The organism is Okeania sp. (assembly GCF_983059655.1).
Window position 1 is genome coordinate 1 of the sequence record NZ_CEZPJD010000217.1, and the last position, 10,788, is coordinate 10,788.

The 10,788-nt window shown below is 38.6% G+C and carries 7 protein-coding genes; 2 read left to right on the forward strand and 5 right to left on the reverse strand.

The window, feature by feature from the left end:
* Positions 1 to 311 precede the first annotated feature (311 nt).
* From argZ to AC3DU7_RS14000, 4 genes are all read right to left on the reverse strand, one after another.
* Entirely contained in the window at positions 312 to 2,423 is a 2,112-nt protein-coding gene (argZ, locus tag AC3DU7_RS13985) for a bifunctional arginine dihydrolase/ornithine cyclodeaminase (RefSeq protein WP_488039944.1), read from the reverse strand.
* Between the two features lie 146 nt (positions 2,424 to 2,569).
* Positions 2,570 to 2,713, reverse strand: a complete 144-nt coding sequence (locus AC3DU7_RS13990; protein WP_488039945.1) for a hypothetical protein — start codon at positions 2,711 to 2,713, stop codon at positions 2,570 to 2,572.
* Between the two features lie 209 nt (positions 2,714 to 2,922).
* Positions 2,923 to 3,804, reverse strand: a complete 882-nt coding sequence (locus tag AC3DU7_RS13995; protein WP_488039946.1) for a hypothetical protein — start codon at positions 3,802 to 3,804, stop codon at positions 2,923 to 2,925.
* A 484-nt stretch (positions 3,805 to 4,288) separates the two neighbouring features.
* Entirely contained in the window at positions 4,289 to 4,666 is a 378-nt protein-coding gene (locus tag AC3DU7_RS14000) for an SH3 domain-containing protein (protein WP_488039947.1), read from the reverse strand.
* A 737-nt stretch (positions 4,667 to 5,403) separates the two neighbouring features.
* Between AC3DU7_RS14000 and purC the strand changes: the two genes are divergently transcribed.
* Positions 5,404 to 6,132 (forward strand): phosphoribosylaminoimidazolesuccinocarboxamide synthase, encoded by a 729-nt coding sequence (gene purC / locus AC3DU7_RS14005; RefSeq protein WP_488039948.1) that lies wholly within the window; start codon positions 5,404 to 5,406, stop codon positions 6,130 to 6,132.
* An 80-nt stretch (positions 6,133 to 6,212) separates the two neighbouring features.
* The gene (locus tag AC3DU7_RS14010; RefSeq protein WP_488039949.1) at positions 6,213 to 9,644 is read left to right on the forward strand and encodes a BamA/TamA family outer membrane protein; all 3,432 of its coding nucleotides are present in this window, start codon (positions 6,213 to 6,215) and stop codon (positions 9,642 to 9,644) included.
* 302 nt (positions 9,645 to 9,946) lie between these two features.
* Here AC3DU7_RS14010 and AC3DU7_RS14015 read toward each other — a convergent pair whose 3' ends face one another.
* Positions 9,947 to 10,405 carry an EVE domain-containing protein gene (locus AC3DU7_RS14015; RefSeq protein WP_488039950.1) on the reverse strand — a complete coding sequence of 153 codons (459 nt, stop codon included), beginning with the start codon at positions 10,403 to 10,405 and terminating at the stop codon, positions 9,947 to 9,949.
* Between the last annotated feature and the right edge of the window lie 383 nt (positions 10,406 to 10,788).

A 10,788-nucleotide genomic window follows, 5' to 3' on the forward strand; every position in this document is an offset into this window, starting at 1 on the left:
GTATCATTTAATTTTTAATATTTGTACTCCATATACTTAGAATCTGCTATGTTTTTTTACATACTAGGGAGACCTAATAAACATCTCCAAAAATCAAAAATAAAATCAATTATCACACATAAATTATCAATTCTTCCTCCCTACTGCTGTACGGACGTTGCATGCAACGTCCCTACGGCCTACTGCCTCTTTTATGGAGATGTCTAATGGCTCTGCCTTCAATTCAGAAGTTAGGCGATAGCTGCCACTAGGCTCCGCCAACGCCAAACTTTAGAATTAAACAGCCCTGCCCTACTCCTTCACTCCTAAACTTACACTTTTGCCACAGAATAAGGACTTGTCAACTGCTCCAACTGGGCAACCAATAAACTGAGGAACAAACCAACATCAGTCACAACTCCCACTGATTCAACAGAACCGCGATCGCTCAATTTAGTCACCACCGCTGGATTAATATCAACGCAAACCATCTTCACTCCAGCAGGTGTCATATTCCCCACCCCAATAGAATGCAACATAGTTGACAACATCAAAACCATATCAGCACCTTTCAACAACTCTGTATATTCTTCCTGTGCCTTAATCAAATTCATCTGAGTATCAGGTAGAGGTCCGTCATCACGAATCGAACCGGCTAAACAGAAAGGTACATTATTTTTAACACATTCATACATCACACCCTTGGTCAAAACATCAGTTTCAACTGCTTTAGCAATGCTACCACAACGCCGAATAGTATTAATAGTCTTCAGATGATGTCGATGCCCACCATGAACAGCAACTCCCTGTTTCATATCCACACCAAGGGAAGTTCCCATCAGTGATTGTTCAATATCGTGAACTGCTATAGCATTACCACCCAACAACGCTTGCACATATCCTTGACGAATCAAATGTGCTAAATGTTGGCTACCACCAGTGTGAATAACAACTGGACCTGCTGTAACTACTATTTTGCCTCCACGGTCGCGAACTTGCCGTAATTCCCAAGCCACTTGTTCGACAACCAACTCTACTCTACGTTCGCTAGAAACGCCAGAAGACATAAAGCTGAACTCTTCTTTATTTCGTTTTTCACGGGATTCTGTTTTGCGGATAGAGCGAATACCGATGACATCTACCACCACTTGTTCGCCAATTTTTACATCCCGTATCACTTTACATATTGCTTGAATCTTACCATCAGTTTCAGTAATAGCGATCGCTCCATCCATCCTTTGATTTTGTACTCGTATCCACTGACCTTTTACTCTAACTTCAGTAGGATAAATAGTAGATACATAAAAATCATCAGGAGCAACACCATCTTGTTCCACCGGCTCCAAGTTAGCATCTTGTAAATCTTCAGTTGGTACTACTGCACCAATGTCAATGAGTTGACTCATGATTTCTTCCATGACTTCATGGGAAGGTGCAGAAACTTTCACTTCAGCGAGGGAGGTGCTTTGGCGTTGTTCTCCGAGATTAAAGTTGAGAACTTTGAAACTACCCCCACCTTCAACTATTAAATCTAAAGCTTGGTTGATCAAACCAGAGTCTAGTAAATGTCCTTCCATACGAATGGTACGACTTTCAACTTGGACAACGGCATAGCGATCGGGCATAATTGGCTCTGTAACTCTCAGAGTGAGGCATTTAGCTGCACCACCTGCTTTGAGAAATTCACTTAGAGGTGTTTCAATGACGTTGAAACCGACTTCAGTAAGGAGTGATTTTAAGTTTTCACTCACTTTGTTCATGATGATGGTTTGGTCGATGTTAACTGCATTGCAGGCAAAGTTAACTGCATCTGCTTCTGGGACAGTTATTCGTTTTTCTGGTGGCACTCGCATTTCAATTAGGCGGTTGGAGTAAGAGTCGAATGCCGGAGGATAGTAAAGTAAGTAACCTCCTGTTAGAGGACAGAAGCAGGTATCAAGATGATAAAAACGCTCGTCTGTAAGTTTAAGTGATAGTACTTCGATGTCGAGCCATTTTGCCAGAAGTGGGTGGGAGTCTAATTCTGAACGAAAGCCATATCCTGCCCAAAGATAACGACCTTCTCTGTCTAGGAGGGCATCTCCTGCTCCTTCAAAGGGAAGATCTTTGGGGAGTTCGTGAACGATAAAACCCTGGTTTAGGAACCATTCTTTGAAATGGGGTTCTTCTCCTTGACGTTCCTTATGGTAAAAACGACTGAGAACAACAGTGTTTCCCAGAATTAGACCTGCATTGGCAGTGAATACCATATCAGGCCATCCTTTTTGAGGTGTTACTAGGTCTACAACCGCGTTTTCTTTAATAATATCGTGAAGTTTATACCATTGTTCGACGGAGCGATCGCGTGAGGATTTATGAATATTTCCCTCCATCCAGGGATTAATTACATAATCTACATCATAGTGGTCGGGGGCACACATTAGAAAGCGAATTGAATCATTCATAATTTATTACTGGGTAAATGTGATTTCAGTTATCAGTTATCAGTACCAACCCTATTTTTTGGTCATGTATATTGGTCCACTGAGTCTATTTATTTGATATAGCACTACGCAAATAGGTTAGGGCAATTATAAACACTCAAACTCAGTCAGGAATTACTTCTAACTTCTGTACGGGCGGCATTCGGCAGCTTTGCAGCAGCAAATGGCCATTCGCCCCTACTTACCTCTGACTTGCGCGTAGCGCCATAGCCAAAGGAAAACCCACTCCCAAAATAATTTAGGAGTGGCATTTTGGTTTGAAAAGGCTAATACTTTATATTATCACGGTAGCGTTACCATCAAATGGAGTTTGTATGGAAATGAGAATTATCAAAATAATTGGGTCGCGCAACCCCGCCGGGAAATGGCGATCGGGTTTTTGAAGGCTTGCTCAAATTCCCATTACAAAAATAACTTCTGACTTTATTAATTATCTTTTCCCTTCTGCCTTCTGCCTTTTTCAAGCTTCTTCTGCTGCACGCTGTATCAACTTTCGAGCTACAGATTGAGTGCCTGTATGTTGAAAGTAATTTGTGGTTTTATCTAGAAATGCAGCTACAACATCTAAAGCGTCATCGGAAAAGTCGATAAAGCCACCAACTTTGTCAAAAATACTTTCTGGCGTTAAACCAACTGACCCGACCAAGTTATCCATCCACCCCTGAACCGCTCCGAAGGTCTCACGAATAAAGCCAAATTTGTCATCTCCAGGAATGGTATCGCTAATTGCTCCAAAAACTGCATTATCTGCAAAAGCACTTTCACCTTCTCCATCAAGGGTATCTTGTACTTTTTGCAGGAAATCTGGACCTAAAGGTATCAAACCATCAAGACAAACTAGAGCAGCCATTCGCATTAGAGATGGACCACTATACTCTTCAGTCAGGTTGGTGACAAATTCTCCTGGATTAAGAATGGGGAGACCATTGAGTTTACTATAAGCTATCAATTCTGCTACAATTTTTAGACACAGGTCAACAGATTGAGTTGTGTCAGCTTTGGGAGTTAAGCCACCTAAAAAGCTTAAAAAGGGGATTTTTTCACTGACTATTTCGGCCATAGCTGCTGCAGCAAGAGCGCCGTCTACATTATCAACTAGGTTGTAATACCATATAGCTCCCTGGTATCCATTATCCTCGTCATTGTATAGCTCGATGGCTTTGTTGCGAATTTCTACAATTCTGTCTGCATCGGTCTCACCTGTAATTGCTTCAATAGTTTTATCAAAACCTACTACATTTTCCCACTCGCCAGGTACTACAAAATCTAGAGCATTGAGTGTTTTAACCGTTAGATTATCATTAGGTAGTTGGTCTAGTAAATCAATGATTGAATCGCTCATTTTGACTCCTTTTTCTTTGTTAGTTGTTGGCGCTGTCGTTCTTTGTTTTTGATTCTTCTATATTTAGATTGCATTCACAGTTTCGTTGAAAAAAACTGATTTTTATTATGATCCTGTAACTACATCTCACTTTATATCATGCCTGCTTAATTAGTGAAAAAAAACCTTCTTCACTTCGTATTATCTGTTATTTTTGAGTATTTAACCGAAAATGGTATTACATTTTTTTGCGTTGCTGAATGGAAGTATGAATGCGCGATTGTTTGGTTCTAGTCAAGCCCCCTAAATCCCCCAATTTTGGGGGACTTTTAGAGTTTTATCCCCCCCAATTTTGGCTTGCTCGGGGGGCAAAATCATACCCAGAATCAGCAACACACATTTTTTGATAATTTGACGACAATGGTGCTATTCAGAAGATAAGACCGCGGTAACTATTAGTTATCCGCGATCGCTCCTAGCAAAATTTATCTGATTCTGATGAGGTTTAACAATGCCTCAAATAACTACTATATACATAACCATAGTAAGGAGATGAAATTCTTGCCCAACCATGACGGTAGCTAATAACACGGACATGAGCACCTGGATGTAAAGCTCCAATAATTCTACCCCAAGGATATGTCCTAACTCGCAAGTTACGATGACGAGTTGCTACTCGACGACAGCTGCCATAATGCTTACGACCATGACCATAACTATGAGCAAGTTGCTCTTCACCTTCAGTGGGAATTGTAGTGATAGACTGCTCTACACTTTTAGTGTTCTGAGACGATCCTACTGCTACAGAAGTAAGACTCATACTACCAATAGCAGCAATTGATAATAAAGTACTCATTGCTACAGATTTTGTCCAATTCATCATCTGTTTCATTCCTCGATCTGATTGCAGAAATTCCGGTCTTTTATTATCCTCTCAGAAAAGAGACCTTCAGACAAGACATTGAGTATTAATTTTGTTTAATGTGACATACTCCCACACTAATCATTCGGTATAGTGTAGGCTTCTCGCTTCGCAGTCCTGCTATTGCATCGGACTCCACGAGCTTTAAGGACGGGATGCCCCGCCGCCCTTTTTGCACAGCAAAAAGCTACGCATCTAGTTCCACAATAAGATTTTACGCTCCCAACAGATTACTAGGATTTATGGGATACAACCCCATATCCTATTTGATTTTTATGGTTCATCACTGGTAGTTGTTAGCCCGCGCTTCCCAGGTTTATACCACTATAACATAAAATTTGTCAATGAATGAGACGTCGAGTCCCATTCATTGACCGCCGATTCATCTCACACTCCTCTTGAAAATTATGGTGTGAGGCTTCTCAACGGTTTAGCTAATCTTATTGTTTGTCTATACCAATCTTTCCACCTTTTAAGATATTGACATTAAGTTTATACTGTGATAAGCACATAATAGAGTAATTAGTAATAACAATTTACTTTAAGGATGTCACAAATGATTTCGCTCCTTTAAATATCAAATAATTGCCTGAAACTATTGTCTTGTCAAAGTTTTTAGCCGATAAAATCTGACTTCTGATTTCTGTGAAACGGTATAATTATCGCTCATTACTCTATTTTTCTATTCAACAATTTTTATGTCATCCAATCAAAAGCTTTACGAAGGTAAAGCAAAAATTTTATATACTACTGACGATCCAGAAATATTACTTACTTATTTTAAAGATGATGCCACAGCATTTAATGCTCAAAAAAGAGGCACAATAACTGGGAAAGGTAGAATTAATTGTACCATTTCTAGTCACATATTTAAACTACTGGAAGCTAATGGTATACCTACTCATTTTATTGACTGTCCTGAAGCAGATAAAATGAGAATCCGAAAGGTGAAAATTTTGCTGATAGAAGTTATTGTGAGAAATATTGCTGCGGGTAGTCTTTGTAAACAAACTGGATTGGCAGAAGGAACTGTTTTGAAGTTTCCCTTAGTAGAATATTGCTATAAAAATGATAGTCTTCAAGACCCACTTTTGACACGCGATCGCCTCTTAATCATGGAACTAGCTACCCCAGAACAATTAGAGCAAATACGGACTTTTGCCCTAAAAATTAATGATATTCTCAAAAATTTCTTTAACCAATGCCAAATTACTCTCGTGGACTTCAAAATCGAATTTGGCCTAGATTGGCAAAATAATTTGATTCTTGCGGACGAAATAAGTCCAGATAGCTGCCGACTTTGGGACCAATCTCAAACTGATTCAAATTTGAGAGTAATGGACAAAGACCGCTTCCGTCGGGACCTTGGTAATGTAGAAACGGCATATCAACAAGTCTTAGAAAGGATTTTGGCTCAGACGGGTTGAGAACCCTGGCAATGGTGTACAATTTTACAGTTTGTATGAAAAACTTTAACTGGTGTGTGGATTGTAGGGGATAGAATAATATGCGGTTGTCTCCGTTCTTAGTGATAATTTTTGCTGCTTCAACAACTTTTGGAATTTCAAAATCTGCTAATGCTAAAATATCGAAAAGTAATACTGATATAGATAGTAATAAAATTACTATAGAAAATCAGAGAAAAAGTTCTCAGGATTTTCAGTTGGTAAAGAGTTCAGAAACTAAATTAGAACCGACTATAAATAAACAATTTGCTGCTCATATTTCTCATGTAGAAAATAGCAGGGAAAATACTCAGGAATTACAGTTAGCAAAGGGTATAGAAACTAAATTAGAGCCAACTACAAATAAACAATTTGCTGCTCATATTCCTCATGTAGAAAATCAGAGTAAAAGTTCTGAGGAATTGAAGTTAGCAAAGGGTGTAGAAACTAAAGTAGAGCCAACTATTAATAAACAATTTGCTGCTCATATTCCTCATGTAGAAAATCAGAGTAAAAGTTCTGAGAAATTAAAGTTGGCAAAGGGTATAGAAACTAAATTAGAGCCAACTATTAATAAACAATTCGCTGCTGATATTCCTAACTCAGAAATTGTTGAAAATCAGAGTAAAATATCTGAGGAATTAAAGTTAGCAAAGGGTGTAGAAACTAAAGTAGAGCCAACTGTAAATAAGCAATTTCCTGCTGATATTCCTAACTTAGAAATTATCGAAAATAGCAGGGAAAATTCTCAGGAATTACAGTTAGCAAAGGGTATAGAAACTAAATTAGAGCCAACTATTAATAAACAATTCGCTGCTGATATTCCTAACTCAGAAATTGTTGAAAATAGCAGGGAAAATATTCAGGAATTACAGTTGGCAAAGAGTATAGAAACTAAAGTAGAGCCAACTGTCAATAAACAATTTCCTGCTGATATTCTTAACTCAGAAATTATCGAAAATAGCAGGGAAAATTCTGAGGAATTAAAGTTAGCAAAGGGTATAGAAACTAAAGTAGAGCCGACTATAAATAAACAATTTTCTGCTGATATTTCTACTTCAGAAATTGTTGAAAATAGCAGGGAAAATATTCAGGAATTACAGTTGGCAAAGGGTATAGAAACTAAAGTAGAGCCAACTATAAATAAACAATTTTCTGCTGATATTTCTACTTCAGAAATTGTCGAAAATCAGAAGAAAAGTTCTCAAGAATTACAGTTAGCAAAGGGTGTAGAAACCAAAATAGAGCCGACTATCAATAAACAATTTCCTGCTGATATTTCTAACTCAGAAATTGTTGAAAATAGCAGGGAAAGTTCTCAGGAATTACAGTTGGCAAAGGGTATAGAAACTAAATTAGAGCCGACTATCAATAAACAATTTGCTGCTGATATTCCTAACTCAGAAATTGTTGAAAATAGCAGGGAAAATATTCAGGAATTACAGTTGGCAAAGGGTATAGAAACTAAAATAGAGCCAACTATCAATAAACAATTTGCTTCTATCCTGTCTCAAGAAATCAATGGTGAAATTACTCAAAATCAACATCAATTAACATCAGGCCCATCAGATAAATTGGCCCAAATTTCATATCCAGAAGATAAAGTCCCCGAAGAAGCAGATATCCATACTGCACCCTCCGCAGAATCAAAAGAATTTACTCTTTCTCAATCACAACCAACAGAACCCTCTACAGGAGAAGCAGAACCTCTAGTGTTAGTTGCTGAAGTTGTAGTTAGCGGAGTAGACGGAGAACTAGAAGACCAAGTTTATCAAGTCATTAGTACTCAAGCTGGACGCACTACAACTCGCTCTCAACTACAGAGAGACATTAACGCGATATTTGCCACTGGTTTCTTCCGAAACGTGAAAGCATTACCAGAAGATACTCCCCTTGGTGTACGGGTAACTTTTGAAGTTGAACCCAACCCTGTATTGACCTCTGTAACAATAGAAGGCTCTCAAGTATTGCCTGAAAGTGAAGTAGATAGAATATTCGGCGAGCAATATGGTGAAACCCTGAATCTGAAAATTTTTGAAGGGGGTGTCGAACAAGTTAACCAGTGGTATCAAGATAACGGTTACGTTCTCGGACAAGTTATCGGTGCTCCCCAAGTCAATGATGATGGTTCAGTTATTCTAGAAGTTGCAGAGGGAGAAATTCAAGATATTCAAGTACGCTTTATAAATGCAGACGGAGCAACAACGGATGAAGAAGGTAATTTAATTGAAGGTCGTACTCGTGAATATATCATCACCAGAGAAATTCAACTTCAACCAGGAGATATATTTGAACGAGAAACAGCAGAAAAAGATATTAGGAGAGTGTTTGGTTTAGGAATTTTTGAAGATGTTACGTTGGGTTTAGAACCAGCACCAGACGATCCTAACAAGGCAAATGTGATTGTGAATATTGTAGAGAAAAGTACAGGTTCTCTAGCGTTTGGTGGTGGGGTTAGTTCTGCAAGTGGATTATTTGGTACGGTTAGTTATCAACAACAAAACATTGGTGGTAATAATCAGAAGTTAGGCGGCGAGTTTCAAGTGGGTGAACGATTATTGCTTGCTGATATTAGCTTTACTGACCCCTGGGTAGGTGGAGATGACCACCGCCTTTCTTACACTGTTAATGCTTTCCGAAGACGGGCAATTTCGGTGATTTTTGATTCTGACGAAGACAGCGATCAGCGCGATGTAGATCTGCCTAATGGTGACAACCCACGAGTTATTCGTACAGGAGGTGGGGTTAGTTTTACTCGTCCGTTTATTCCTAATCCATTTGTTGAACCGGAATGGACAGCTTCTTTGGGACTAAAATATGAGAGAGTAGAAATTCAGGATAGTGATGGTGATACTGAACCTAGAGATGAATTAGGCAATAAATTGACTATTGATGATTCTGGGGAAGACGATCTACTTACTATTCAATTTGGTATTGTCAACGATCGACGTAATAATCGCCGACAACCTACTTCTGGTAGTTTGCTAAGATTTGGTACAGAACAATCTATTCCTATAGGATCGTCAGAGATTGCGTTGAATCGTTTACGAGCTAACTACAGTTTCTATATTCCAGTAGATTTTACTAGCTTCGTTGATGGACCTCAAGCTTTGGCCTTTAACGTACAAGCTGGTCATATAATGGGAGATTTACCTCCTTATGAAGCTTTTCCTCTAGGTGGAACTAATACAGTTCGTGGATATGATGAAGGTTCTTTAGGAGCAGGTCGTACATTTTTGTTGGGAACTGTTGAGTATCGCTTTCCTGTATTTAGATTTCTTGGAGGCGCTTTATTTATTGATGCTGCAACAGTATTTGATAGTCAAAGTTCTGTTGTTGGTAATCCTGGAGGTGTGCGGGAGAAACCAGGAGATGGTATAGGTTATGGTGCTGGTATTCGGGTACAATCTCCTCTAGGTCCAATTAGAGTTGATTACGCTATTAATGATGAAGGTGATACTCGTTTCCACTTCGGTATTGGTGAGCGTTTCTAATACTGGCGTTGGAGTAATTTCAGTTATCAGTTATCAGTTATCAGTTATCAGTACCTCTCTCTGCCTTCAGCAGCAGGGAACAGGGAACAGGGAACAGGGAACAGTGGTAAAAGCTTTTCTCTGTCTCAGGTTCATCATCAATCTCTGTCCTAAGCAACTTTTTCCTTGCTATAGCGCTGCGCGCAGGCAACAGGCAATAGGCAACAGGCAACAGGGGGAATAAAAAGCTTATCATATAAGACTTTTAGCTATTGGACACTTCCTGCAATTTGTAAATATGCCAGCGCACATTGCTATATAGGTTAAAAAGCATCTTTCATGACTAAAATTTTCTCTGCTACATTTTTAGCAACAGGCATTACGGATAACCTATTTCCTTTCTTAGTAACTAACAATTCATCTGGGCTAAATTCTTGTTTCAAAATAGCCAAAGATATTAACTTAGGAAACTCTGCTACAAACTCTACAGAAACAGTTTGCCACCGAGGGGAATTAGGAGTAGATTTTGGGTCATAATATTTGCTTTTTGGGTCAAATTGAGTAGGGTCAGCAATGCCACTTTCCAATATTTTTACTAATCCAATAATGCCAGGAGGTGTAGTATTAGAATGATAGAAAAATGCTAAATCTCCCTTGGTCATTTGTCGCAAAAAATTCCGAGCTTGATAGTTTCTCACTCCATCCCAGATGCAAGTTTTTTCATGTTTCATCTCTGAAATGCTGTAAGTTTTTGGTTCTGATTTTATTAGCCAATATTTCATTATGTATTTAAAAATGGTATATTATTATTTGAATACTTAAATACAAATACTACTATGAAAAGTATAGTATAGCAAGCTAAGTCTAATAACAACAATCAGCCAGCGATCGCCAGTTTTGGTGTAAGCATTCAGCACTCAGCTATCAGCGCTTCAGCTATTAACTTAATGATCCTAGAAGGAGAATTCAAAATTACGTCCGCAGGAAAGAAAAAGGTAACAAGCTAACGTTAGTAAATTATTAATTCAAAAGCTAAATGCTGTTTGCGGAGCATGACCTAGGAAATTCTAATAGCTGTTTGCGCAGCATTCCGCAGGAAATGCTTACGTTTTGGCGATACTAAAAAGTAGACTTTTTCAATTTGTTTAAAGTCTAGTCAAAAAAG